This window comes from uncultured Olsenella sp., assembly GCF_959602185.1.
In the GTDB taxonomy this organism is placed as follows: Bacteria; Actinomycetota; Coriobacteriia; order Coriobacteriales; family Atopobiaceae; genus Olsenella_I; species Olsenella_I phocaeensis.
Map to the genome: position 1 here is coordinate 148,691 of NZ_CAUGRZ010000004.1, position 24,813 is coordinate 173,503.

At 66.5% G+C, this 24,813-nt stretch carries 20 protein-coding genes and 4 tRNA genes; 12 read left to right on the forward strand and 12 right to left on the reverse strand.

Annotation, left to right across the window (positions count from 1 at the left end; genetic code table 11):
- Nucleotides 1-21 precede the first annotated feature (21 nt).
- From purB to Q5923_RS04550, 7 genes are all read left to right on the forward strand, one after another.
- Nucleotides 22-1,368, forward strand: coding sequence for an adenylosuccinate lyase (gene purB / locus Q5923_RS04520; RefSeq protein WP_303132415.1), 1,347 nt, complete (start codon nucleotides 22-24; stop codon nucleotides 1,366-1,368).
- A 64-nt stretch (nucleotides 1,369-1,432) separates the two neighbouring features.
- Nucleotides 1,433-2,638, forward strand: coding sequence for a hypothetical protein (locus tag Q5923_RS04525; RefSeq protein ID WP_040656707.1), 1,206 nt, complete (start codon nucleotides 1,433-1,435; stop codon nucleotides 2,636-2,638).
- Between the two features lie 114 nt (nucleotides 2,639-2,752).
- A complete protein-coding gene (locus tag Q5923_RS04530) occupies nucleotides 2,753-3,478 on the forward strand; it encodes a response regulator transcription factor (protein ID WP_009278301.1) in 726 nt (241 codons plus the stop codon).
- A gap of 12 nt (nucleotides 3,479-3,490) precedes the next feature.
- On the forward strand, nucleotides 3,491-5,029 hold the full coding sequence (locus Q5923_RS04535; RefSeq protein WP_009278302.1) for a HAMP domain-containing sensor histidine kinase: 1,539 nt from the start codon (nucleotides 3,491-3,493) through the stop codon (nucleotides 5,027-5,029).
- A 137-nt stretch (nucleotides 5,030-5,166) separates the two neighbouring features.
- Nucleotides 5,167-6,063: a phosphoribosylaminoimidazolesuccinocarboxamide synthase gene (locus Q5923_RS04540; protein WP_303132419.1), complete on the forward strand. Its 897-nt coding sequence runs from the start codon at nucleotides 5,167-5,169 to the stop codon at nucleotides 6,061-6,063.
- Nucleotides 6,050-6,718 carry a hypothetical protein gene (locus Q5923_RS04545; protein WP_303132421.1) on the forward strand — a complete coding sequence of 223 codons (669 nt, stop codon included), beginning with the start codon at nucleotides 6,050-6,052 and terminating at the stop codon, nucleotides 6,716-6,718. The genes Q5923_RS04540 and Q5923_RS04545 overlap by 14 nt, the downstream gene beginning before the upstream one ends.
- A gap of 241 nt (nucleotides 6,719-6,959) precedes the next feature.
- Nucleotides 6,960-7,035 (forward strand) — tRNA-Arg (locus Q5923_RS04550).
- A gap of 147 nt (nucleotides 7,036-7,182) precedes the next feature.
- Here Q5923_RS04550 and pknB read toward each other — a convergent pair.
- From pknB to Q5923_RS04580, 6 genes are all read right to left on the reverse strand, one after another.
- Complete coding sequence (gene pknB, locus Q5923_RS04555; RefSeq protein WP_303132422.1) at nucleotides 7,183-9,162, reverse strand: Stk1 family PASTA domain-containing Ser/Thr kinase; 1,980 nt, start codon at nucleotides 9,160-9,162, stop codon at nucleotides 7,183-7,185.
- An 89-nt stretch (nucleotides 9,163-9,251) separates the two neighbouring features.
- Entirely contained in the window at nucleotides 9,252-12,104 is a 2,853-nt protein-coding gene (locus Q5923_RS04560) for an FtsW/RodA/SpoVE family cell cycle protein (RefSeq protein ID WP_303132424.1), read from the reverse strand.
- 1 nt (nucleotide 12,105) lies between these two features.
- Nucleotides 12,106-13,422 (reverse strand): Stp1/IreP family PP2C-type Ser/Thr phosphatase, encoded by a 1,317-nt coding sequence (locus tag Q5923_RS04565; protein WP_303132426.1) that lies wholly within the window; start codon nucleotides 13,420-13,422, stop codon nucleotides 12,106-12,108.
- Nucleotides 13,419-13,832 (reverse strand): FHA domain-containing protein, encoded by a 414-nt coding sequence (locus tag Q5923_RS04570; RefSeq protein WP_009278308.1) that lies wholly within the window; start codon nucleotides 13,830-13,832, stop codon nucleotides 13,419-13,421. The genes Q5923_RS04565 and Q5923_RS04570 overlap by 4 nt, the downstream gene beginning before the upstream one ends.
- Nucleotides 13,829-14,911 (reverse strand): DUF3662 and FHA domain-containing protein, encoded by a 1,083-nt coding sequence (locus tag Q5923_RS04575; protein WP_303132429.1) that lies wholly within the window; start codon nucleotides 14,909-14,911, stop codon nucleotides 13,829-13,831. Before Q5923_RS04575 ends, Q5923_RS04570 begins: the two co-directional genes overlap by 4 nt.
- Nucleotides 14,898-16,691, reverse strand: a complete 1,794-nt coding sequence (locus Q5923_RS04580) for a serine/threonine-protein kinase (protein WP_009278310.1) — start codon at nucleotides 16,689-16,691, stop codon at nucleotides 14,898-14,900. The genes Q5923_RS04575 and Q5923_RS04580 overlap by 14 nt, the downstream gene beginning before the upstream one ends.
- Before the next feature lie 153 nt (nucleotides 16,692-16,844).
- Here Q5923_RS04580 and Q5923_RS04585 point away from each other — a divergent pair.
- Nucleotides 16,845-16,931, forward strand: a tRNA-Leu gene (locus tag Q5923_RS04585).
- Between the two features lie 135 nt (nucleotides 16,932-17,066).
- Here Q5923_RS04585 and Q5923_RS04590 read toward each other — a convergent pair.
- Nucleotides 17,067-17,285, reverse strand: coding sequence for a DUF6724 family protein (locus Q5923_RS04590; protein ID WP_009278311.1), 219 nt, complete (start codon nucleotides 17,283-17,285; stop codon nucleotides 17,067-17,069).
- A 153-nt stretch (nucleotides 17,286-17,438) separates the two neighbouring features.
- Between Q5923_RS04590 and serS the strand changes: the two genes are divergently transcribed.
- Together serS and Q5923_RS04600 are read left to right on the forward strand one after the other, a co-directional pair.
- Nucleotides 17,439-18,725 carry a serine--tRNA ligase gene (gene serS, locus Q5923_RS04595; protein ID WP_303132431.1) on the forward strand — a complete coding sequence of 429 codons (1,287 nt, stop codon included), beginning with the start codon at nucleotides 17,439-17,441 and terminating at the stop codon, nucleotides 18,723-18,725.
- Between the two features lie 191 nt (nucleotides 18,726-18,916).
- Entirely contained in the window at nucleotides 18,917-19,243 is a 327-nt protein-coding gene (locus tag Q5923_RS04600; protein ID WP_009278313.1) for a hypothetical protein, read from the forward strand.
- 93 nt (nucleotides 19,244-19,336) lie between these two features.
- Here Q5923_RS04600 and Q5923_RS04605 read toward each other — a convergent pair.
- From Q5923_RS04605 to gluQRS, 3 genes are all read right to left on the reverse strand, one after another.
- Nucleotides 19,337-19,413: transfer RNA gene (locus Q5923_RS04605), tRNA-Arg, on the reverse strand.
- 181 nt (nucleotides 19,414-19,594) lie between these two features.
- Nucleotides 19,595-19,686 (reverse strand) — tRNA-Ser (locus tag Q5923_RS04610).
- Between the two features lie 166 nt (nucleotides 19,687-19,852).
- Nucleotides 19,853-20,833 (reverse strand): tRNA glutamyl-Q(34) synthetase GluQRS, encoded by a 981-nt coding sequence (gene gluQRS / locus Q5923_RS04615; protein WP_303132433.1) that lies wholly within the window; start codon nucleotides 20,831-20,833, stop codon nucleotides 19,853-19,855.
- A 438-nt stretch (nucleotides 20,834-21,271) separates the two neighbouring features.
- Between gluQRS and arcC the strand changes: the two genes are divergently transcribed.
- Complete coding sequence (arcC, locus tag Q5923_RS04620; protein WP_303132435.1) at nucleotides 21,272-22,234, forward strand: carbamate kinase; 963 nt, start codon at nucleotides 21,272-21,274, stop codon at nucleotides 22,232-22,234.
- 102 nt (nucleotides 22,235-22,336) lie between these two features.
- Here the strand turns inward: arcC and Q5923_RS04625 are convergent, their stop codons facing one another.
- Complete coding sequence (locus tag Q5923_RS04625; protein WP_303132437.1) at nucleotides 22,337-22,972, reverse strand: hypothetical protein; 636 nt, start codon at nucleotides 22,970-22,972, stop codon at nucleotides 22,337-22,339.
- A 102-nt stretch (nucleotides 22,973-23,074) separates the two neighbouring features.
- Here Q5923_RS04625 and Q5923_RS04630 point away from each other — a divergent pair, with 102 nt between their 5' ends.
- Entirely contained in the window at nucleotides 23,075-23,746 is a 672-nt protein-coding gene (locus Q5923_RS04630; RefSeq protein ID WP_009278317.1) for a hypothetical protein, read from the forward strand.
- Nucleotides 23,747-23,773: 27 nt separating this feature from the next.
- On the opposite strand, the gene Q5923_RS04635 is transcribed toward Q5923_RS04630, so the two are convergent.
- Nucleotides 23,774-24,691: a YitT family protein gene (locus Q5923_RS04635; RefSeq protein ID WP_303132439.1), complete on the reverse strand. Its 918-nt coding sequence runs from the start codon at nucleotides 24,689-24,691 to the stop codon at nucleotides 23,774-23,776.
- Nucleotides 24,692-24,813: the final 122 nt, after the last annotated feature.

Below are 24,813 nucleotides of genomic sequence, written 5' to 3' on the forward strand. Positions count from 1 at the left end.
GCCCAGGAAAGGACACCCCGCATGATCGACCGCTACACCCGCCCCCAGATGGGTCACATCTTCTCGCTCCAGAACAAGTACGCCATCTGGCAGGAGATCGAGGTCCTGGCCTGTGAGGCCCATGCCGAGCTGGGACAGGGCGGCATCACCAAGGAGGAGGCGCGCTGGATTCGCGACCACGCCGCCTTCGACAAGGACGAGGTCGACCAGATCGAGGCCGTGACCAACCACGACGTCATCGCCTTCCTGACCAACATGGGCTCGTACATCGACGCGGAGGTCCCCGAGGGCCAGCCCAAGCCCAGCCGTCACGTGCACTACGGCATGACCAGCTCAGACCTGGGTGACACGGCCCTCTGCTACCAGCTCACCCAGGCCGTCGACATCCTCCTGGACGATTGCGCCAGGTTGGGGGAGATCTGCAAGAGGCGTGCCTTCGAGGAGCGGGACACCCTCTGCGTGGGCCGCACCCATGGCATCCATGCCGAGCCCATGACCTTCGGCATGAAGTTTGGCAGCTGGGCTTGGGAGCTCAAGCGCGACCACGACCGCCTGAAGGACGCCCGCAAGAACGTGGCCTTCGGGGCCATCAGCGGCGCGGTGGGCACCTACTCGTCCATCGACCCACGCGTCGAGGAGTACGTCTGCGAGCACCTGGGCCTCGCGCATGACCCGCTCTCGACCCAGGTCATCAGCAGAGACCACCACGCATACCTCGCCGGCGTCCTTGCCACCTGCGCCGCCACCTGCGAGCGCATAGCGACAGAGATCCGCAACCTCCAGAAGACCGACACCCTCGAGGCCGAGGAGCCCTTCCGCCGTGGCCAGAAGGGCTCGAGCGCCATGCCCCACAAGCGCAATCCCATCACGGTGGAGAAGGTCTGCGGCCTGTCTCGCGTGGTCAAGGCAAACGCGCAGGTGGCCTTTGACAACGTCGCGCTCTGGCACGAGCGCGACATTAGCCACAGCTCCGCGGAGCGCGTCGCCCAGGCGGACAGCTTCATCGCGCTCGACCACATGTTTGGCTGCCTCATCCGCATCGTGGACGGCCTGGTGCTGTACCCGGCGCAGATGATGGCGAACCTCAACCGCACCCGTGGGATGCTCTTCTCGTCCAAGGTCCTGCTCGCCCTGGTGGACACGGGCATGAGCCGCGAGGACGCCTACAAGGTGGTGCAGTCGAACGCCATGGCCACCTGGGGAGAGATCCAGCGCTGCGAGCAGGGCACGAGCTTCCGCGAGAAGCTCGAGGCAGACCCGGCCTGTGCTCTCACGGGCGAGCAGCTCGACGCCATCTTCGACCCATGTAGCTTCCTGACCAGGTCCGACGTGCTCTTTGACCGCTTGGAAGGACTGAGCTTCGAGTAGGCGGGATGGCATGGGATGCGCCCAGCCGACGGTCGACCGATTCCGGAAAGGGGTTCCTTCTCGCATGACGAAGCACAGCATCACCAGGAGGGGCCTCTTTCGCGCCACCGCCGCCGCGACCGTCGCCGCGGCGGGCGTGAGCGTGCTCGCAGGCTGCAAGCACAAGTCCGAGGAGGGGTCGAGCCCGGTGGTGGTGGGCGAGGAGTCTGCCACCAACATCCTCGAGAGCTACCAGGAGGCAGAGCAGCTTCCCATCGCGCAGCAGGGTGGCTGGAGCATCTCCCTGGGCAACGTGCTCCATCCGGGCGAGGGGAGCTGGATCCCCTGCACCACGGCCGGCTCGAGCTCGAACCCCATGGTCAAGGGGGGTGCCTTCTCCATTTCGACGGGACAGGTCAGCGAGGTGGTCCCGAAGCCCCTGGCCGGCGATGCTAGCAACGTGGCCATCTATGACGTGCGCTGCTCCGACTCCGCATATGCCTGGGTCGAGCTCAACCTGCTCACCCACGACTGGACCCTCTATGCTGCCGCCTTTGCGGACGGAGCCCTCTCCGACACACCCTCGACGCTCTGGTCGGCAGGCTCGGACTACGACCCGCCGCGCTTCGCGGTCACGGACTCCAAGGTGCTCTGGCAGGTCATGCCCACCGCGTCGGGCGACAAGAGGTCCGAGCACTCCTTCTGCTACCTCTGGCAGACCGGCGACACGAGCGCACAGGCCGTCGTGGAGTCGCCGGGTCGCTTCGCCACCGAGCCGGCCGTCTCGGACGGGACGGTCACGCTCGTGCCCCGGGTGAACGCTGACCAGGGAACCTTCTATGGCATCACGGCGTACTCGCTCTCCGACAAGCTCTCAACCAAGATTGACCAACTCGTGCTTCCCGCGTCGGTGAGGCCCCTCAATGCCGTCCGCATCGGCGACCGCTTCGCCTTCTCCATCGAGGCGAGCTACTCGTCCGGTGGCCTCCTGGGCAAGATGGGCACTTACATCGGCAGTGGCGAGGGGCCCTTCGTCATGCTCTCGCGCGAGCCGACTGCGGCCGTGACGGGCAAGGGTGACACGTTCGTCATCAAAAGCACCTCCTCCTACTTCGTCGTGGACACCAACGCAAAGACCTACTCGGTGCTTTCGGCATCCAACCGCTGCATCGACTACGGGGAGTATCCTGCCACCCTTGGCACGAGCGACCACTTCGTCACCTTCGCCACGGTCAAGGACGAGAAGACCGGATATCCGTCGGCCGTCGCCGTGAGGTCCTTCGCGCTCTAGCCTCTGGGGCACGGACGCCAGGTGCGCTAAAATAACTCTCGTGTAGGCAAATTGTGCACCCATGCCTGATGACGTGGGGAGCTGGGACATCGGCGGGACGTGAGGGGGGCCGGAATGGCTTCGGAAGAGAAGAAGATTCTGCTCGTTGAGGACGAGAAGACCATTCGTGACGCCGTGGCAGCGTACCTCGAGCGCGAGGGCTACATCGTCCGCGGCGTGGGCGACGGGAAGAGCGCCCTCGAGGAGTTCGAGAAGCACAGCTTCGACCTCATCGTGCTCGACCTCATGCTTCCCCAGCTCTCGGGCGAGCGCGTCTGTCGCGCCGTTCGCGAGACGTCGAGCGTCCCCATCATCATGCTCACCGCGAAGGGCGAGGTGGAAGACCGCATCATCGGGCTGGAGCTCGGCGCCGACGACTACCTGATCAAGCCCTTCTCGCCCAGGGAGCTCGTCGCCCGCGTGCGCGCCCTCCTCAGGCGCGCCCACACCGAGGCTGAGCCCCCGCTGGAGGTGCTGGACTTCGGAGACCTGGTCATCGACATCTCGGGCCACAAGGTCATGGTCGAGGGCAACGAGGTCGACCTCACCGCCTCCGAGTTCAAGCTGCTCACCACCCTCGCCCGCTACCCGGGACGCGTCTACACCCGCATGGAGCTTGTCGAGAAGGTGTTGGGCTACGACTTCGAGGGCTACGAGCGCACCATCGACTCGCACGTGAAGAACCTCCGCGCCAAGCTGGGCGACGACCCGCGCAACCCGCGCTGGCTGTACACCGTCCACGGCGTGGGGTACCGCTTCGAGTCAGCCCAGAAGGCGGACGCCGGCGAGGCGAAGAGGTAGGGGACGCAGACCTTGCCTGACATACTCGACAACGAGGAGGCCCGCCGCGAGTACGGCGAGGCCTCCTCACTTGGGTCGGACTCACCCAAGTCCTCCTTCAACACCATGGCGCGGACGTCCGGCTCGCGACCGACCAAGACCTTCACCGCTCGCATGGCCTTCTACTTCGCCCTGACGGCGATCATGACGGCTGCGGTGCTCTCGGTGGTGCTTGCGGTGGTCTGGGAGGGGCAGTTTCGTCGCTACACCCAGCAGAACCTTCAGACCCTCGCCGACCAGCTCGCCGACGGCATAGCCGTACAGTACGACAGCGCGGGCTCATGGACCGACGAGGTGCTGGGCTACGCCCACTTCGCCTCCGTCTCGTCCGCCGGCGTGGCGGTACAGCTCGAGGACTCCGACGGCACCATGCTCTACGACGACTCCTGGACGGTCTCGCATCGCATGTCAGCGACGAGCGGACGGGCGCCCTCGAGCCGGCCCGAGTCCATAGTCTCGGCCGAGGTGCTCAGCTCGTCGGGCAACGTGGTGGGGACGGTCAGGCTCCTTGCCTATGGGTCCACCGCCCTCACGAGCAGCGCCGACTCGACCTTCCGCACCAACTCCTACGGTGCCGTCGCGGCGGCAGCGGCGGTCGCGGTCATCCTTGCCTGCGTCATCGGGTACCTGGCCTCGCGTGCCCTCACCAAGCCCATCAAGGCCATCACCTCGACGGCGGCGCAGATAAGGAGCGGCGACCTCACGGCCCGCACCAACCTGCGCGGTGACGACGAGATAGGACGCCTGGGAGAGACCTTCGACTCCATGGCAACGGAGCTCGAGCACGACATCAAGTTCGAGCACCGCCTGACGAGCGACGTCGCCCACGAGCTCAGGACGCCGCTCATGGCCATGCTCGCCACGGTCGAGGCCATGCAGGACGGCGTCCTGCCCTCAGACGACGAGCACTTCGAGACGGTGGCCGAGGAGGTGCGCCGCCTCTCCCGGCTCGTGGACGCCATGCTCCACCTCTCGCGCATCGAGAACGGCACGCGCGCGCTCAAGCTCGAGCGGACCGACATGGTCTACCTGGTCAAGAGCATGGTCTCGATGCAGCATCAGCTCTTCCATGAGAAGGGCCTCCACCTGCGCTTCGACGACAAGACGGACGCGCACGAGTGCTACGCCCAGGTGGATGCGGACCTCATCCGCGAGGCCGTGACCAACCTCATGTCCAACGCCATGCGCTACACGGGCGAGGGCGGATGGGTCGTCGTGGGCGTCAGGCGCGACCGCGTCAAGGGAGAGGTGCAGGTCTCGGTCCAGGACACGGGAATCGGGATCTCGAAGGAGGACATCCCCAGGGTCTTCTCGCGCTTCTGGCGCTCCGATGCAAGCCGCGAGCGCGTCTCGGGCGGCCTGGGGGTGGGCCTCGCCCTCACCAAGGAGATAGTCGAGAAGCACAACGGCGTCATTGGCGTGGAGTCCGAGCTGGGCAAGGGCACCACCTTCACCCTCCGCCTCCCCCTCGAGCAGCGCAAGACACCCGCTCGCCCGCAACAGGAGAGGTAGGGGAGGGCGCTTCCCCGCCAGTCCGGTTGCCATCGGGTGACTTGTTCCGTTGTTTGCCGAGCTCGGTCAGGCTTCATCTAGAATGGGGAACGTCGTGCCCGGCACGACCACGGTCGTCAACATCGATGGGAGAGACAATGGAAGCCATGGAGCTTCGCCCCGATTCGCACGGCAAGGTCCGCGACATCTACGATTGCGGCGACAGCCTGCTCATGGTCGCCAGCGACCGTGTGAGCGCGTTCGACTACGTCCTTCCGGACGAGATTCCCTTCAAGGGGGAGGTCCTCACCCGCATCTCCGCATTCTGGTTCGAGAGGTTCCAGGACCTCATGCCCAACCACATGCTGAGCATGGACGTCTCGGACTATCCAGAGGAGTTTGCCCCCTATGCAGACTACCTGAGCGGCCGCTCAATGCTGGTGAGGAAGGCCCAGACCATTCCCATCGAGTGCATCGTCCGCGGCTACCTCACGGGTTCCGGCAAGAAGACCTACGACCAGGACGGCACCGTCTGCGGAATCAAGCTTCCCGGCGGCCTGGAGGAGGCATCCAAACTGCCTGAGCCCATCTTCACCCCCTCGACCAAGGCCGAGCTCGGCGACCACGACGAGAACATCTCGTTCGAGCGCTGCGCCCAGATCGTGGGGGAAGAGGTGGCCGCGCAGCTGCGCGACGCCTCGCTTGGGATATATGAGGCCGCCGCGGACTATGCGGCCACCAGGGGCATCGTCATCGCCGACACCAAGTTCGAGTTTGGCATGGTCGATGGCAGGCTCACCCTGATCGACGAGTGCCTGACCCCCGACTCGAGCCGGTTCTGGCCTGCCGACGGCTACGAACCCGGTCATGTCCAGCCAAGCTATGACAAGCAGTTCGTGCGTGACTGGCTCAAGGCGAACTGGGACATGACCGGGGAACCGCCCCACATCCCCTCCGACGTCATCGAGGGCAGCTCGAGGCGCTATGCCGAGGCATTCAAGATAATCACCGCAAGCGAGTTCAAGCCCATGAAGGAGTCCCATGTCTCTGCGTGACACCATCGAAGCGGCCCGCAAGGAGGCCGAGGAGGCGGGAAGCGTTCCCGCGGCAAGCCCCAAGGCATCCAAGGCCGGTGAGGCAGCCGACGGGGGAGACAAGCCCCGCGCCGGATTTACCAGGCGCTCGGTCGCGCGCGCTCGTCCCGCCCGCGAGGCGGCGTCGGGCGTGAGGGTCGTCTCGAGCGAGAAGGTGCGCCGCGGCAGCCAATCTGCCTCGGGCAAGGCCGAGAGCGAGATGACGAAGGAGGAGCGCAAGGCGGCACGCAACGCGCGGCGCGACGAGGAGGACCGCAGGGCCACGTTGTCCCGCGTTCTTCTCAACCAGCGTTCGGAGTTCAGGAAGAGCCAACGCGTCTGGTGGGCGCTCATCGGCTCCGGTCTTGTCATCACCCTGGTCACCTGGGCCATCACCTACTTCTACCCCGAGACGGCGACCAACCCGTCATCGCCTGCCGGCATAGTCATGCTGGTCGCCATCGTGTTCGCGTACGTGGCGATCATCGCGGCCTTCGTGTACGACTGGCGCAAGGTGAGGCCCCTGCGTCGCGCTGCTGACGCGGAGGTGGCATCCATGAGCAGCAAGAAGGTCATGGCCCTTCTTGAGGCGGACGCCAAGCAGCTCGAGCAGGAGGGGAAGGCCAAGAAGAAGTAGGCCTTTCCGACCGTCGGGACATCCCGCCCGCTTGTCGGCACCGCATGCTCTGCAAAGTGCCGACAAGCGGGATATTCTTGTCTCGTATTCCCTCTCGCCCTACGTCTGTCGGCATTCAACCACCGGCAATGCAGGATGATCGGAGTTCGCGGCTCACGAGACTCCGACACACCGCAATTACTGCGAGACGTGAAGCTTTGTGCTGCGCCTGCGGCTAGGTGATGGTAGAATGCCTTTGCACGGCCCCGTAGCTCAGGGGATAGAGCACAGGTTTCCTAAACCTGGTGTCGTTGGTTCGAATCCAATCGGGGTCACCAGAGAACAAGGTCTCGTATCGCACGCACTGCGGTACGAGGCCTCTTCTTGTCTCGTCCGCCTCGTGCCCTTGGTGGTCGGACGGACAAGGGAACCCCCGCACCCAGATGGATGGATGCGGGGGTATTCGCACCGTCCGTTGGCGACGCCTACCTCGTCTCGGTCGAGCTGGAGGTGCCGCTGCTCTTGCCAGAGCTACCACCATCCGCCCCGCCCGCTCCATTCGTGCCAGAGCCGGACCCGGTGGAGACCACGATGGTCACGGTGCTTCCTGCCTTCGCGCTGCCGGTGGGGGACTGGCTGATCACGTTGCCCTGAGGGACGCTCGGGCTCGTGGCGTAGGTCGTGTTGACGAGGAAGCCCGCGTTGTCCAGGGCGCTCTGCGCCCCGTCCTCGCTGTAGCCCACCACGCTGGGGATGTTCTTGTCGGCGGGTCCCGTTGAGACCGTTATGGTGATGGTGCCGCCCTTCTCTGCGGTGCCGGTGGGAGACTGGCTGATGACCTCGCCCTCTTCGACGCTGTTGCTCGAGCTGCGCTGGACGCTCACGCCGAAGCCGCTGTTCTGGAGCGTGTTCCTCGCACTCTCTTCGCTGTAGCCCGTGACGTCGGGCACCTCGGCGGTCTCGACGCCCTTCGAGAGCTGGTAGGTTACGGTGTCACCTGCCTTGGCCGTGCTGTTGGCCGCGATGCTCTGCTGCGCGACTTTGCCCACCTCCACCTCGCTGCTATAGACGGAGTCGCCGGCCTGGCCCACGAGGTTCGCCTTGGCAAGGGCCTGCTCCGCCTCCGAGGGCGAGAGGTTCTTGAGATCGGGGACCACGACGTCCGCCGCGGGCTCGGGGCCCTTCGAGATGACGATACTGATCTGGGTGCCACGCGCCTTCTCGAGACCTGCGTCGGGGCTCTGGTCCATCACCAGTCCAGATGCGACGGTGGAGCTGTAGGACTCCTTGACCGTGCCCCGTTCGAAAACCGAGGCGTCGATGGTTGCAAGAGCCTGCTCCTCGGTCAGGTTGGACAGGTTGGGAACGCTTGCGGTGGCGTTGCGGTTGGTGAGGAGGCTGGCTATCGCGACGATGGCGGCGATGAGCGCCAGGGTGACGAAGACGGTTCCCAAGACGAGCTTGCGCCTGCGGCCGTGTGCCTCGCGTTGTGCCTTCTCTCGCGCCTGCTCTGTCGCGCTTCGGGGCCGGCCGTGCCCGTTGGCCTGGATGCGGGGGATGGACTGGGTGCTGTTGACGGGTTGGAGGGGTGCCATGACTGGTGTGGTCGGAATCGCCGTCGTGGCCGTGGCGCTGCTCACCGCCTGCATCCTGCCAGCGAGGTAGTCGCGCAGGACGTGGTAGAGCTCGTCCGCCGTCTGGAAGCGTGCCTCAGGGTCCTTCTGCATGCACTTGAGGATGATTCCCTCGAGCGCGCTGTCCACGCTGGGGTTGAGCTGGCTGGGCGGCTTGGGCTGCTCGTTGACCTGCTTGAGGGCGACCGATATGGCATCGTCCCCGTCGAAGGGCACCTTGCCCGTGGCCGCCTCGTACATGACGATGCCCAGCGAGTAGATGTCCGTCGTGGGGCCGAGCTCCTTGCCCTGGGTCTGCTCGGGAGAGACGTAGTGGGCTGTGCCCAGCACTGAGTTGTCGGTGGTCAGATGACTGTTCTTGGCACGCGCGATGCCAAAGTCCATCACCTTGATGTTGCCGTCAGGCTGCACCATGATGTTCTGCGGCTTGATGTCGCGGTGGATGATGTCGTGGCGGTGCGCGACGGAGAGCGCCTGCGCAATCTGCGAGCCCACCTGGGCGACCTTCTTGCCGTCCAGGGCGCCATGCCTGCGGATGCCGCTCTTGAGGTCGGTCCCGCGGAGGTATTCCATGACGATGTAGTAGGTGTCGCCGTCGCGCCCCCAGTCATAGACGGAGACGATGTAGGGGCTCTGCAGCGCCGCGGCCGCCTGGGCCTCCTGCTTGAAGCGCGCGGCGAACGACGCGTCACCCGCGTACTGAGGCAGCATGGTCTTGATGGCGACGGTCCTGCCCAGCACCTCGTCCAACCCGCGGTAGACCACGGCCATGCCGCCGGCACCAATCTTGTCCTGGACCGTGTAGCGTCCGCCTAGCACCCTGTCTGACATCATCTCTCCCATCGCATGCGCGGCAGCACCCGCGCCGTCTTACCACGTTCGAGGCAGGCAACGCCCTCGCCTGCCGCACCCCCAGGCCCCTAGAGGTTCGCCCCCGCCGCTTGGACGCTCAGGCAGGAGGCGAGGACCTTGCCCGCCACCCTCGCAGCCCTGCCCTGCACGTCGTTGTCCTCGGACCCCTCGATGCAGACCGATATGGCCAGGGTTGGCTGGTCATAGGGGGCAAATCCGACGAAGAGCGAGTTGGCCACCGAGGAGCTGACCTCCGCGGTGCCCGTCTTGCCTGCCACCTTGACGCCGCTCACGCGCGCCGCGGTGCCGGTTCCGCCCTCGACCACCTGGAGCATCGCCTCCTTGACCGAGGCCGCCGTCTGGGCGGACACCGCCTGGCCCAGGGCCTTGGGCAGCGTCGTCGAGGAGGTGGTTCCCTCGGGGCTCAGGATGTGGTCCACGAGGTAGGGGTTCATGGCTATGCCGCCGTTGGCGATGGCCGCGGCCATCACGGCGTTCTGCATGACGGTGGTTTGGGGGCCAGCCGGGCTGTCGTGCATGCCCACGGGCTGTCCCACGGCGGCCCAGGCAGTCTCCCACTCGCTCATCTCGGCGGGGTCGGGCATGAGCGAGGCAATGGTTGAGAAGTCCTGGCCGATCTTGCTGCCGTAGCCGAAGGCCTTGGCATAGCTCACGAGGAGCTTCCCGCCGAGCTCCTGGCCCAGCTGGCCGAAGACCGTGTTGGCGGAGAAGGCCAGGGCCTCCTTGAGCGTGAGGGAGTCCCACTCCTCCTGGTCGACGTTGGTGATGTCAGCCCCGCCGATTGAGATGCTCGCGGGAGCCGGGAAGCTCGTGTCGAGCGTCACCTTCTGGGAGTCAAGCGCGGCGGCGAGCGAGAGCACCTTGAAGGTGGACCCGGGGGTGTAGAGGGTCTGCGTCGAGCGGTCCATGAGGGAGCCCCCGCTGCCGTCCGACGTCATGACCTCCTCGATGCTGTCGTAGTCGTAGGAGGGCGCGGAGGCCTTCGCCAGCACGGCCCCCGTCGAGGGGTCGAGGACGACGATGGCGCCCCTCTCGCCCTCGAGCGCCGACTCGGCGGCGCGCTGCATCTGCGAGTTGATGGTGAGGACCACCGACGACCCGGGGTTGGCGATTCCGGCCATGGAGAAGAGCGCGGACTTCCAGCTCGAGTAGTCGGCCCTTCCGGTGAGTGCCTCGTTCATCGACGCCTCGACGCCCGTCGCGCCATAGCGGGTGGAGAGGTAGCCCACGGTGTGCGCGGCGAGCGCGCCAAGGGGATGGCGGCGCACGTAGCTGCCGTCCTCCTGGGGGGCAGATTCGGCGAGGGTCTGTCCGTCGGAGGTGATGATGGCCCCGCGCTGCACCTTGGCGCTCTTGGCGATGGTGTGATTGTTGTTGGGCAGCGACTGGTAGTAGTCGGCCTTCGCGACCTGCACATAGCTCAGGTTCACCACCAGGGCGACGAACATGAGCGAGAAGGCGGCGAGGAGCCTGACGAGGCGGTTGCCTAGGGCGACGCGGCCCAGCACGCCCGACTCGGGGGTGAGGATGCCGAAGCGTCCGTGCGCATGGGAGCCGTGCACGACCTCAGACGGGGCTTCGACGGACGCGACCTTGCCGGTTCCCGAGGCCTGGACCATGGCCTCGCGACCCGTGCCCTCGTCCCCGGTCTTGAGGAGCAGTGCGACGATCACGAAGCTTGCGAGGAGAGAGCTGCCCCCCTGGCTCATGAAGGGCAGGGTCACGCCCGTGAGGGGGAGCAGCCTGGTCACGCCTCCCACGATGAGGAAGGCCTGGAACACCAGGGCGGCCGTGAGACCCACGGCCGTGAAGGCGGCGACGTCCGACTTGGCGCGGGCCGCGGTGGCGAATCCCCGCACGGCGAGGAGCAGATAGCAGATGAGGACGGCCGAACCGCCCAGGAGACCCATCTCCTCTCCGATGGCGGAGAAGATGAAGTCGGACTCGACCACCGGGATTAGCTTGGGCAGGCCTTTGCCTATGCCGGCGCCGGTGAGCCCTCCGTCGGCGAGGGAGTAAAGGGACTGGACGATCTGCAGGCCCGAGTTGCTGGGGTCCTTGAATGGGTCGAGCCAGATCTGCACGCGCGTCTGGACGTGGCTGAAGAGCGCGTAGCAGAGCGCCCCGCCCACGGCCAGGAGGACGAGGAAGGCGAGCACGTAGCTCACGCGTCCCGTGCATACGTAGAGCATGATCACGAAGAAGGTGAAGAAGAGCAGTGCGCTGCCCAGGTCGCGCTCGAAGATGACGATGAGCAAGGAGACGCCCCACATGACGAACATGGGTGCGAGCATACGGGGGTGGGGAAGCGAGAGCGGTCCCACCTTGCGGGTCGACGCGGAGAGGAGCTCGCGGTTCTCGGCCAGGTAGGCGGCCAGGAAGAGGACGACGAGCACCTTGGCGATCTCTCCGGGCTGGAAGGAGAGGCCACCCAGCTGGAGCCAGAGCTTGGAGCCGCCCTTTTCGGTGCCCACGAGCATGGGCAGCAGGAGGAGGGCCACGCCCGCGACCCCCATCGTGTACTTGTACTCCGCGAGCGCGTCCACGCTGGGCACGGCGACGAGGACCGCCACCATGACGGCGACGGAGACGAAGAGCCACATGACCTGTCCGCCCGCGAGGTCGGGGGCGAGCCTTGACACGAAGGTGATGCCCACGCCCGAGAGCAGGAACACTATGGGAAGGATCGCCGGGTCGGCGCCGGGGGCATAGATCCTGATGGCGACATGCGCCACTGCGAAGGCGGCGAAGAGCCCGATGGGCAGCGCGAGGGAACCCAGGGTCACGGCGGCCTGTGCGTTTGCTATGTACATGGCATAGAGGAGCACGACGGGGACGGCCCCGAGGACGAGGAGCAGGAGCTCCGTGTTGCGCCTTGTGTTCGCATGGCGTTCTGCCACGTCACTCACCACCCTTGCCCGACGACCCCGAGTCGCCGCCCTCTTCTGGTGCGGCCTGTATCTCCTGCGGGCTCGAGACCTCGGTGCCGGCCGTGCTGCGGTCGGCGGTGACGGCGGCGGAGCTCTTGTCAGAGTCGATCTGGTCGCGGTAGCCCTCTATGGCCTCGCGGGCCTCCTCCTCGCTGTTGACCAGGATGCCGCCCCTGAGGCGGTCCTGGATCGCGAGGGGGAGGTCGCTGGTCTTGACCGAGGAGGTCTCGGCCAGGCTCGAGAGCGGGATTCCCAGGAAGCTGCCCTCCATGCCGTGGTAGATGCCCACGGTCCCATCGTTGTCGCCCAGGTACCAGGAGCTGCCTACGAGCTCCGCCCCCAGCGCGGCGAGGACCACGACGAGGGCGAGAAGTACGCCGACGATTCCCATGGCGACCCTACGGCGGCGGTGGAAGTGCGCCTCGACCATGCCGTCGTCCGTCACGTCCACGACCACGATGGTCACGTTGTCGTGCCCGCCCGCGGCGAGCGCGGCAGACATCAGGTTGTCGGCCGCCATCTGTGGCAGGGGGGACGAGACCGCGATCGCCTCGATCTCCGAGTCCTCGACCATGGACGAGAGGCCGTCGGAGCAGAGGATGACGCGGTCTCCGGCAGTGACGTCCAGGGTGAAGTGGTCTGCGTACATGTCTGGGTCGGAGCCCAGGGCGCGCGTGATCACGGACCTGGAGGGATGCACCCGTGCCTCGTCGGCGGTTATCTCCCCCGCGTCGACGAGCTCCTCGACGTAGGAATGGTCGTGCGTGAGCCTGACGAGGGTTCCGTGGTGCAGGAGGTAGATGCGCGAGTCGCCCACGTGGGCTATGGCCATCTTTCCGTTCTCCACGAGGACGCAGGATGCCGTGCAGCCCATGCCGGGCTTGCCCAGCCCCTCGGCCGCTCCTTGGATGACGGCGAGGTTGGCCGCCTCCACGGCCGCGCCGAGGAGCACGTCGTCCGCATGGATGGGCAGCTTGGAGCCGATGGTCTCTACGGCTATGGAGCTCGCCACCTCGCCGGCGGCGTGTCCGCCCATGCCGTCGCACACGGCGAAGGCGGGGGGCTGCACCAGGAAGGAGTCCTCATTGTGGGCGCGCACCAGGCCGATGTCCGTGCGCGAACCCCACGAGAGCTTGGTCGTGGACCCGCTCTTGGACTCGCTGCCCTCGCGCGACCCCACCGCGACGGTGTCGTGACCGGGGCTGTTGACGGGCTGGGCCGTCCCGCCCCGGCCATCGCCGCGGAGGATTCGCTCGAGCTCGTCCCTATGTAGGGGAAACGGGCTCATCGGCGGCTCACGCGCATGACGGCGTTGCCAACCTGGATCTCGTCGCCGTCGCGCAGGGTCACGGGCTGGGCTATGGGGTGGCCGTTCACCAGGGTTCCGTTGGTCGAGTTGAGGTCCTCGAGCACGAGAGCCGGCCCCTGTAGGGTGAAGCGGGCATGGGAGGACGAGACGAAGGGCTCGTCGATCACGATGTCGGACGAGGGGGAGCGCCCCACGATGACGGGCCCGAGCATGTCCACGTGAAGGCCGCGCAGGGACCTCTCGCCCTTCTCGACGTCGACCGACCAGATGGCCGAGTCGCGCCTCTGGCCGCGGACGAGGCCTATGCCCGTTTTCATCACGGCGAAGAGGAAGAGGTAGAGGAGGATGACGAGCGCGATGCGCCCGCCAAAGAGGACGAGGTCTATCATGCGCGGCTCTCCCTGAACTCAAGGTTCATGAGGCCCAGGGTGATGAGGTCGCCGTCCCTCAGGATGCAGCTGTCGACGTCGATGTCGTTGACCCTGGTCCCGTTGGTGGACCCAAGGTCGGCGATGCGCCAGTCGTGGCCGTCGTAGCTTAGCTCGGCGTGCCTGCGCGAGACGTTGGGGTCGCGCAGCACGATGCCGCCCTGGGTGCGCTCCCTGCCGATGATGGTGACCGGCGAGCCGCCGGTGTAGGTGCGTCCGCTCTGGTGGTCGATGAGCAGGCAGCTGGGACCCTCCTCCGGAAGCTCGCGGGACGTCTGGGCACGCTGGGGGTTGACGAGGGGGACGCTGCGACGGACGGTCGGGGGGATGTCCATGGCGGGCGATGCGGGTGCCACGTCCTCGGCCGCGACTCCCGCCTCCTGCACGGAGTCGTCCACGAAGTCGGTGGGGAGGACGTTGAGGCCGGCCGAGGCGTCGCCCGCGAGTGGTGCGACGAGGGGGGCGAACTCCTCGGCTGCGGGTGCCTGGATCTCCTCCCAGGAGGGCACCTGGGCCTCGAGCCGCTCGGCGGGCTCGGCATGCGCCGCCTTCCTGGGCTCGGCGGGCCTTGCCTTGCGTGGCGCGGGCTGGGCCGGACGCGCCGCCGCGCCGCCGATGCCGGAGGACCCCTTGACGAAGGCCTCCTCCTCTTCCCTCAGGCGGCCCAGGGTGTGGGAGTCGACGTTCTCTGCGAACACGGCGAAGCGCCCTGCCCTGAGGGAGGGGTCGACCATGAAGCGCGCGAGGGGCCTGCCCACGAAGGCGTAGCCCTTGGCGTCCGCCTGCGCCTCGACGAAGCCGCAGACCTCGTCGGTGAGCTCGCGGTACAGTGGCCTCATGACCGCGTCGTCCGCGGGGGCGACGAGGATGGTGTACAGGGCGGGTGCGGTGTCCACTCCGTCGATCCGGAAGGTCTCCGCCTCCATGGCCCGCGCGGCGCGCTTTGCGAGCTTCTTGAACGAGAACGGGGCGGGCTTTCCCGACGCGCCGGCGCCGAAGGCGTCGCTCACGCGGCTCTCGAAGGTCCTAAGCAGATTCATGGAACTCACCAGCCCCCTTGGGTGCGGGAATAGGGCCATTCAGCCTGACGGCAAGACACAAAATCACACAACAGACTACCGCAACGGCGGTGGCCGACCAGCTCGGGGCCACCCAGGTGCCCCCATTTTCCATCCGCGCGGCGACTGCCCTGACACCGACGGAGCCGCCAAGGGCAAGCAGTTGCGCCAGGTACTGGGCGGTGGGGGCCTCCCTCCAGTGGGCGAGCAGCGAGGCCAGCCCGGCGACCGCGGCGCCGCCGGCCAGGACCAGCCAGGAGCTGGGCCGGAGAGCCAGGTCGAAGAGGGAGCGCGCCACCGCGGGCGCGTCGAAGCCGAGTCGCCACGAGCTCATGAGACAGTGGGCGAAGACCCAGCCCGCAGCCGTGGCGAGTGCGGCGCGGGGTGGTCCGAGGACGGCCGCCGCAAGGGGGAGTCCCGCCAGCGGGCTCTGGGCCAGGGAGGGGAGGAGGAGGGTCAGGCTGCCGAGAGGGTCCCTTCTCCCCTGACGGGCCCACCAGACGAGGAAGGCGAGCGCCAGCGCCATGGGGAGGGCAAGGCCCGTGACCGTGGACTGGTCGAAGAGGCTGGCGCAGAGGCAGAGCGTCGAGAGGAGGCCGCCTAGAGGGGTCCAGGCCGCCGTCAGTCCGGCGCAGGCAAGCGCCAGCCACAGCCTCCACGACGCCTGCGCGAACTCGACCCCGCCCAGGGCCACCCAGGTCGCGGCGAGGGCTGCCAAGGAGCAGCCCGTGCGCGTGACGAGCTGCGGGAGCCAGGGGTAGCGGTACGAGAGGGGCAGCTCCTCGTAGGGCCGCTCTAGGGAGCCCGCCCCGCCCTCGTCCGCATCCTGCTCCATGAGGGCGCGCAGCGACTCGGCGCCCGCCTCGGCGTCTCCCAGCGCGAAGGAGAGCTCGTCCCTGAAGGCCTCGACGGTAGGGACCCTGCCGGCGGCACTGGGGCTCAGCGCCTGGCGCATCACCTCGTCGGCCATTCCGGCGAGGCTGGGGTCGAGCTTGGCGAGGGTGGTCTTGGGGCCCTTCTCGATCTTCTTGAGCGAGAGCTCCGCGCTTGGCGCCGCGAAGGGGCTCTCGCCCGTGAGGGACTGCCAGACCACCACCGCGAGCGAGAAGATGTCGCTGCGCTCGTCGACGAGCCCTCCCTCGATCTGCTCGGGGGGCATGTAGCCCACGGTGCCGCCGCGCGCGTCGCCGAATCCGGTCGCCGAGGCGAGCGTCGCCATGCCAAAGTCGCAGAGCTTTATGGTCCCCGAGCGCTCGATCATTATGTTGGTGGGCTTGATGTCCAGGTGGAGGACGCCGTTCTCGTGCGCGAAGGCCAGGGCGTCCCCGACGGACCTCACCAGGTGGGCACACTCGTCGTTGGTGAGGGTCCCTCCCTCCACCCGCGCGAGGAGCTCGGACAGGGTGAGGCCGTCCACGTACTCCATGACCAGGTAGGCCCAGTGGCGGTCGGCCTCGAAGTCGAACATCGTGACGATGTTGGGGTGGGCCAGCATGCTGGAGGTGCGTGCCTCCGCAAGGGCCTCCATCACCGTGGACGTGCCCGCGGCGCCCGTCCCCTGGGCTACGAGCGGCATGCGCTTGATGGCGACGCGGCGCTGGAGGCGGGTGTCCCAGCAGGTGAGGACCGTGCCAAAGCCACCGACGGTGCCCGGGTGCATGACGCGGTAACGCCCCAGCAGGAGCTGGTCGCGCGTCTGTTGCTCGTATGTCTGGCCGTATGGTGCCGAAGAGGCACCCCTGGCTCCCAGCGTGTCTGCCATGGCTCGGGTCTCGTTTCGATTTAGCTGCTGTGCTCAAGAGCCATCCGTGTCTACCCATTCTAGCGCCCAACGCGCCGCGGCGGCGGTTTTTGCGAAACGAGGGCAGATTTCTGTTGCACGCCATCGGAAGGTGGTAGTAGAATCCATGCCTACGCGGGCGTGGCGGAATTGGCAGACGCGTACGGTTCAGGTCCGTATGAGAGCAATCTCATGAAGGTTCAAGTCCTTTCGCCCGCACCATGATCGCTTGGCCCCGGTTTCGTCCGGGGCTTTTTTGTGCCCGGAGTCGCCGCTCGAATCTCCACCAAAGGACAAGGAGTCGGGGGAGAGGGGCATGCCCATCTCCCCCGTGGGTCTGCGTCAGGTCGGGCGTGCCTACTTGTTGTCGTCCTCGAAGTCGCTCCAGCCGCTCTCCGAGTCATCCTCGTCGAAGTCGAAGAGGTCCCAGTCGCCCTCGGACTTCTTGTGGTTCTTGTACAGGGCACGAGTGCGTCGCTCGAGCACGAGGGAGATGATCAGGAAGAGGACGATTCCGCCCAGGATGAGGGCCAACACGCCCGGGCGCGTCCCGAAGAGCCAGCTGAAGAAGTCCATGACGTGCCCTTTCCATAGCATGCGCGGCCCTGCGTGCCGCGCGCTCGTCCAAAAGCAGCACAAGTATATACTTGCGATACGTGCGCGACCTCGCGCCAGGGGTTGGGGCGCCGCACCCGAACCCAAAAGAATCCAGACCATGAGGGGAACGACATGCTCGACATCAAGTTCGTCAGGGAGAATCCCGACGCCATCGATAGGTCCTGCGAGTCCAGGCAGAACGCCCACTGGGACCGCAGGCGCTTCTTCGAGCTGGACGAAGAGCGCCGCCAGACCATCGTGGAGGTGGAGGCGCTCCAGGCGGAGCGCAACGCCGCCTCCAAGCAGATTGGCCAGCTCATGCGCGAGGGCCGGCACGAGGAGGCCGAGGCGGCCAAGGCCAAGGTCGCCGCGGGCAAGAGCCGCATCGCCGAGCTTGACGAGCGCAGGGGGGCGCTGGACAAGGAGCTCTTCGACCTCGTGGCCGCCATACCCAACATCCCCGACCCCAGCGTCCCCTATGGCAAGGACGACTCCGACAACCCGGAGGTCCGTCGCCGGGGCACCCCGCGCGAGTTCGACTTCGAGCCCAAGGCCCACTGGGACCTCGGCCCGTCGACGGGCATGATTGACTTCGATCGCGGCGTGAAGCTCGCCGGCGCCCGCTTCTACCTCCTGGGCGGCATGGGGGCCCGCATGGAGAGGGCCCTGATCAACTTCTTCATCGACATGCACGACAGGGCGGGGTTCAAGGAGTGGTGGCCCCCCGTCATCACCAACCATGACTCCCTCTTTGGTACGGGCCAGCTGCCCAAGTTCGACGAGGACCTCTATCACGTGCGCCCCGACCTCTACCTCATCCCCACGGCCGAGGTACAGCTCACCAACATCCACCGCGACGAGGTGCTCGACGCGAGCCAGCTCCCCCTGCTCTACACGGCCTTCACCCCCTGCTTCCGCGAGGAGGCGGGCTCTGCAGGCCGCGACACCCGCGGAATCATCCGCGTGCACGAGTTCGACAAGGTGGAGATGGTCAAGTTCGCCAAGCCCGAGGACTCCATGAACCAGCTCGAGAGCATGGTCGCCGAGGCGGAGCTCTGCCTCCAGACCCTGGGCCTTCCCTACCATGTGGTCACCCTCTGCACCGGCGACATCGGCTTCAGCGCCCGCAAGTGCTACGACATCGAAGTCTGGCTCCCCAGCTACGACAACTACAAGGAGATCTCCTCCTGCTCCAACTGCTGGGACTTCCAGGCTCGTCGCGCCAACATCCGCTACCGTGACCCCTCCGAGTTCAAGGGCACCCGCTACGTGCACACGCTCAACGGCTCGGGGCTTGCCGTCGGGCGCACCATGGCAGCCATCATGGAGAACTACCAGAACGCCGACGGTAGCATCACCATCCCCGAGGCGCTCGTGCCCTATATGGGCGGCGTGGAGGTCATCAAGCCCGAGGCGTAGCATCGGAAGGACATGCATGAGGTCGAGAGGCGTCCTTCGGGGCGTCTCTTCCTCCCCCGCCCGACCCGCTCGATAAAACAGAACATATGTTCTGTTACAATGGGGGCAGGGCGAGAGAAGGGGAGAGAATGCGCAGGCCGAGAAGAGAATTGCTCCACAGCCGTCAGGAGGGCCAGGAGGAGCGCCATCACTTGTACGAGGAGTCCGCAGGGCAGATTTCCATAGCGGAACGCAGCATGGGGCCCGTGACGAGTGCGGTCTTCGGCATGCCCCTCCACAGGCACAGGATTCTGGTGGAGAAGGGGCTCGTCGGGCGGCTCGTGGAGCTGCTGGGCGGAACGGAGGGCGAAGGCACCACGGTCTCTCTGGCCCGCTACTTCGAGGAGGGCCACTGCCTTCTCGACCTGGAGGACGCGATGGATAGGGCGGGCCTTCCCTATGCCTACGAGGCCCAACGTTCGGGCTACGTGATCTTCAGGCCCAGTGGGGAGGAGCTCCGCCTCGCCCTCGATGCATAGGCAAGCGGGCAACTTGTCATGGGGTAGCTTGCGGGTGGCATGTGGAAGGGCATGAAAAAAGCCACCTGCCCGAGCAGGTGGCTTTACATTCGCTGGTGCGGCGTACAGGATTCGAACCTGTGACGTTCTGATTCGTAGTCAGACCCTCTATCCAGCTGAGGTAACGCCGCGTTGCAGGAATTAGAATGCCATCCCCACCACCATGAGTCAAGCGAGAATCTTGAAATATTTAGGAGAACACAAGAAATGCCTGGTAGAAGCTAGAAAACTTTTTGTGTAGATGCACCTCTAAGTCTATGCCCGGAAATAAAGAAAAAGCCTGGGACGCGTCGCGTCCCAGGCAGCAGAATCTGGCGGAGAGCTGGGGATTCGAACCCCAGATAGGATTTGCATCCTATACTCGCTTAGCAGGCGAGCACCTTCGGCCTCTCGGTCAGCTCTCCGTTCGAGGTGCTAGAGCATGATACCCCACAACGGGCTCGCGTCACAACGGGGACGGGATATTTGTCTGGCCTGTGGAAACGTTGTCATGGGCGGTGGTTGGCGAGCCCGCTCTCCTCGCGGCGACCAAGGGTTGGCCCCCCAGCGGATGGGTGGCCCGTTCGCCGCCTACGCAAGCGCGTCTGCCACCAGGTCGTCCCGGTGGCTTCGTATCGCGTCCCAGGAAAAGCGCCGCGCGAGCTCGTCCGCCGCAAGCTCCTCCCCAGGCTCGGCAAGCCCGACGCCCTGGCAGAGAGCGCCGATTACCCTCTGGGGCTTGACGCCGGAGGCTCGGAGGGCGCCGAGGTCGAGGTCCCGATCGCGCTTGGAGAGCCTGCGCCCCGAGGGGGCGACGACGAGGGGGACATGTCCGAAGGTCGGTGCCTCATGCCCCAGGACATGCGCGAGGTAGGTCTGCCGCGCCACGGACCCCAGCAGGTCTCGGCCGCGCACCACCTGGTTGATGCCCATCAGGGCGTCGTCCACCACGACGGCCAGCTGGTAGGCCACGACCCCGTCGCTCCTGCGCACGAGGAAGTCCCCGCATTCGCTTTCCAGGCTCTCCTCGCGCCGTCCGAAGCCAAGGTCCTCGAAGGCGATGCTGGCATCGGGCTCCCCACGACGGGGGACGCGCAGCCGCGTCGCGGAGGGCCTCTCCCTTGACCTCCGTGCGACCTCCTCGGCGGACAGGTCCCTGCATGTTCCCGAATAGACGTAGGTGCCGTCCGAGGCATGGGGCGCGGTGGCGGCGTGCAGCTCTGACCTGCTGCAGAAGCAGGGGTAGGTGAGCCCCCTCTGGCACAGCTCCTCCAACGCCCCGAGGTAGACCTCGGTCCTTTGGCTTTGGAAGTGCGGGCCTTCGTCCCAGTCGAGGCCGAGCCAGCGGAGGTCGTCCATGAGCAGCTCGCTGCGACGACTGTCCTGCGCCCGAGGGTCGAGATCCTCGATGCGCAGCACCATGCGGCCCCCCGCGGAGCGGGCGGAGGCCCAAGCCATGAGGGCCGAGAAGGCGTTGCCCAGGTGCATGCGCCCCGAGGGGGTCGGGGCGAAGCGGCCCACCACGCCATGGGCGGCGCTGCCGTGGGGTGCTGTGCGGACGTCTGTGCTCATGGCGAGAATCGTAGCGCAGGGGGGCGGGCCCGTGTCCCGTCCCCCTGCGGCGGTCGGCCCATTTGCACATATAGAAAAGAAAGAAAGAAAAAGAGAATATATCCAATACTTTGAATCCATCGGACAAGGCTGGGTGCCAAGGAGGCGAAGCGGGGGTCGGCCCTTGTGGGCAGCATCTTGTCCGCATCCAGATAGTCGCAGCTAGGACGAGCAAGGCTGGCACCATAGCTGCGGTAGAGATATGTGGGAAAACGTCTCCTGCCCCGCCAACGGTCCCCCTCTGGTAGAGAAAAACCTACCGTTTGGGGAGTGCATATATTTTCTAAATAAAGTAGATTCGATACGGACTACCATTCGATACGTTACGAGCCACGAGCCCGTTCCTGACGCATCTGGAACCACGCCAGGCAGAACTCAGCACACAAGGAGGAAAGAAGTATGTCCAAGGCCCCCGGAAAGCCCAACCGCGTCGTCATCGCACTCGGCGGCAACGCACTCGGCGACACCCCCGAGGAGCAGATCCGTCGCGTCCGCGAGGCTGCCCCCACGCTGCTCAAGGTCATCGAGCAGGGCAACGAGATCATCATCACCCACGGCAACGGCCCGCAGGTCGGCATGATCCAGAACGCCTTCGCCGCCGCCCACGACGCCATCGGCACCCCCGAGATGCCGCTGCCCGAGTGCGGCGCCATGTCCCAGGGCTACATCGGCTACCACCTGCAGCAGGCCATCGGTGCCTCCATGCACAAGGCCTACAAGCGCTGGCACGTCGCCTCCGTGGTCACCCAGATCGAGGTCGACCCCGACGACCCCGCGTTCCGCAACCCCACCAAGCCCATCGGCGCCTTCCTGACCAAGGAGCAGGCTGACGCCGAGAAGGCGGCCCATCCCGAGATGACCTTCGTCGAGGACTCTGGCCGCGGCTACCGTCGCGTCGTCGCCTCTCCCGAGCCCAAGAAAATCGTCGAGTACGAGAGCATCCTCAACCTGCTCGACAACCAGTTCATCGTCATCGCCTGCGGTGGCGGCGGCATTCCCGTGGTCCGCGACTATCGCGACAAGGGCGCCTACAAGGGTGTTGCCGCGGTCATCGACAAGGACATGGGCGGCGAGCTCCTCGGCGAGGACTGCGACGCCGACGTCCTGGTCCTGCTGACCGCCGTCGACCACGTCGCCATCAACTTCGGCAAGCCCGACCAGAAGGATCTCGAGGAGATCAACGTCGAGGAGGCCAAGAAGTACGTCGAGGAGGGCCAGTTTGGCAAGGGCTCCATGGAGCCCAAGGTCAAGGCTGGCATCAAGTTCGCCGAGAGCCGCCCCGGCCGCGTCTGCATCATCGGCTCCCTGGACAAGGCCGCCGAGGCCATGGCTGGCCTCTCGGGCACCCGCATTACCGCCTAGGACACGGCGCCGGCATCATCGCCCGAACGCAAGGAGGGGTCGCGATTCGTCGCGGTCCCTCCTCCTGTGCGGGTCCCCGCGCGTCAGCGGGACGCATGAGGCCTACGTCAGGTCACATCCGTAGAGATAGACCCGAATCACATTGCCGTCGGCGTCCGCGACCACCTCGTGTGACGATATCCTGCTCAGCCCCCGGTGCTCGTAGTAGCCCCAGTCACACTCGTCGTCGGTCGTGAGGAAGAAGCCCGGGGCACCGGCGCGCGCGATCAAGGATGACATGCGGTCGAAGAGGCCGCTGCCCATCCCCAGACCGTGCGCTTCGGGGCTCACGGCAAGGAGCGTCATCTGCGCCTGGGAGAAGCGCCCTCCCCTGCGGGAGTAGTCCGCCGCAAGCGAGAACTCGCTGCGGTCGATGGTGAGCGCGGACCCCAACTCACGGGCCAGGCCGAGCCCCTCGGCCTCTGCCAAGAGCTCCTTGCGACGGCCCTCCCAGCGCGGCGCCCTGCGCCCGAAGCCATCGCGCGCCAGCACGACGCCCAGGACGTCCTCCCCCACGCAGCCGACGAGGCCAAGGGACGAGGCGGAGAGGTACGTCGCCGCGGCAAGCTGTCCGGCCCTGGCCGCGACGCGCTCGTCGAGCCCGGCGCACCAGAGCGTCTGGTAGAGACCTGCCACCGCGTCGAAGTCCCTCTCCTCAAACGGACGATAGGCGACGTTCTCCCGTGCGAGCCGCGACATTCTGCGTTCTCCTCCCCTGGGCCTTGAGATGTGGCGTCCCAGGACCATATCATTTCGAGTTGCTGGCCCGCGTCAGGAGCGGCCACCCGAGAAGGGACGAACATGCCCGAAACCAAGCCTTACGACAGCGACTTCATGCTCGGCGAGCCCGCGCTCGTCTGCCGTTGGCGCCTCGCGGGGGCGACCCTCCCCCTCGAGAACCGCCACCTCCGTGCCCTGAGCCGTCGCCACCTGGGGGACGCTCCCCTGGACGACAAGCTCGTGGCCTGGGCAAAGCAGCACATAGAGTGGACCCTCGCGTCCGGGGCGGCAGAGCATCCCAATGGCGTCCTCATGCTGATGGTGGACGAGCGCGGCAGGGCGGCGATGACGGTGGGTCCCTACGAGCCCCTGACGGACCGCCGACTGCCCGCGCTCCTGGCCCGTGCCGACCTCGCGGAGAGGGAGGCGGACCAGACCGACGTCGCGCCCGAGACCATATGGTCGGTCGTTGACGGAGGTCTCGTCTGGGGCTTGGGGGAGGGATGCGTCCCCTCCGGGACGGCCTCGCTCGTGGAGGACCTCGCCCGCACGCTTGGCATCTCGGTGGAGCGCAGGGCGGGCCTCCTCGACGAGGTCCGCTCTGGGGGACTTGCCTTCGACGAGGCCTTCGTGGTGTCCGACGAGCATGGGGTGGTCCTGCCCGAGGGATTAGCCTGTCCCTTGGGCGAGCGATTCCTCGAGGGATACGGGACGCTGCTCCGGAAGGCGCGCAGACTGGGCCAGGGCTCCTGACGGAGGGCTACCGCGCGCGGGCGTCCGTCAGACGCCGCGGAAGCCCCTGCCGATGATCTCGGAGCTGTTCACTATGGTGATGAAGGCGCTGGGGTCAGACCTGCGCAGCTGGTTGCGGAGCTTGGTGGCCTCGCGTCTGCTGAGCACCGTCACCAGCACGCGCTCCTCCCGCCCGCTGAAGCCACCCCACTCCTTGCGGACGGTCGCCGTGCGGTGCAGGACGGTCACTATGAAGCGGAGCACCTCGTCGGGGTTGCGGCTGATCACGGTGCAGACCTTGAGCGTGTTTATGCTCTCGATGAACACGTCCACGAAGAAGGCCTTCGCCAGTAGTCCCAGCACGCAGTAGAGCCCCGTCCGTGGGCCGTAGATGACGGCGGCGGCGGCCACGATAAGGGAGTCCACCACCATGAGCGCCTTGCCGATCTCGAGCGAGGTGTGCTTCTTCAAGATCATGGCCAGGATGTCTGTTCCTCCCGTGGAGGCGCCGATGTTGAAGACGATGGCGCTTCCCACCGCAGGGAGGAGGACCGCGAAGATCAGCTCGAGGAGCGTGTCGTCGGTGAGTGGGTGGGGCATGGGCAGCAGCAGCTCGAGGAGGCTGATGTACGCCGAGAGGGCGAAGGAGGTGTAGACCGTCCAGCCCATGGTCTTGCGGTCGAGGGACACGAGGCCCAAGACGACCAGGATGGCGTTGATCACCCACATGAAGGCGCTCACGGGGAGCCCGGGAAAGAGTGTCGCGAGGATGATCGACATGCCCGAGGTGCCGCCGAGGGCGAAGTGGTTGGGCGACTTGAAGAGCTCGACTCCCAGCGAGGTGAAAAAGATGCCCAGGTTGAGCGTGGCGAAGAAGCGCAGCTTGCCGGGATGCTCCCTTCGGTTCGCGATGCGTACGGACTCCTCGATCTGCGAGGCGGAGAGTTCCTCCTGAATGCCTGACATTACCCAGCCGTCCCTTTGACATCCGATGCGGCGCAGCCCCTCTGGTCCGCCGGCCCCGCCATGATGCTGTGGCCGGGCGCCCATGTCAAGGAGCCCGCACGAGCTGCCCGCCCAGGGGGCCC